Genomic DNA, 405 nt, shown 5'->3' with positions numbered 1-405 from the left:
AGTGCTTGGACGGTTTGGCTTTGTTCTTTTCGGTCCGCTTTTTGCTGAGGGCTTTTAACTCCTTTAGGTAGGCAACCTTTGCGCGCATATAGCACAACTCTTCGATAAGCTCTGCCTGTGTTTTTTCGTGGTCGGGTTTGTCGGCGATGAAGGGATTTTTGCGGTGTTGGGGCATGGTTTTGGATTGGGGATGTTCGAGTGCGCCGATGCCGCCTTCTTGATAGGCGCGTATCCATCGTCTCAGGTGGGTTCGGGAAATGCCGTAGTGGTCTGCGGTACGCTGTTGACTGCGTATGTGCAGGTAGTGGAGTACGGCTTGGTATTTGAAGTGTAATGTATATTTGCTCATAAAAAAACTGCACCTTGTGAGTTGGAGGGGATGTCCAACTTTTGGGGTGCAGTTCA

1 protein-coding gene is annotated in these 405 nt (G+C 49.9%); it reads right to left on the bottom strand.

Annotated features, from left to right (window positions below; genetic code table 11):
* The coding region (locus tag ACTHTQ_RS11480; protein WP_440363987.1) for a helix-turn-helix domain-containing protein at nt 1-349 on the bottom strand (349 nt) is incomplete at its 3' end.
* Between the last annotated feature and the right edge of the window lie 56 nt (nt 350-405).

This window comes from Neisseria sp. P0020.S003, from assembly GCF_051957095.1.
Taxonomy (GTDB): Bacteria; Pseudomonadota; Gammaproteobacteria; order Burkholderiales; family Neisseriaceae; genus Neisseria; species Neisseria subflava.
Note: the sequence above shows the minus strand (reverse complement) of the source record. Positions and strands in the feature narration are given on the sequence as shown.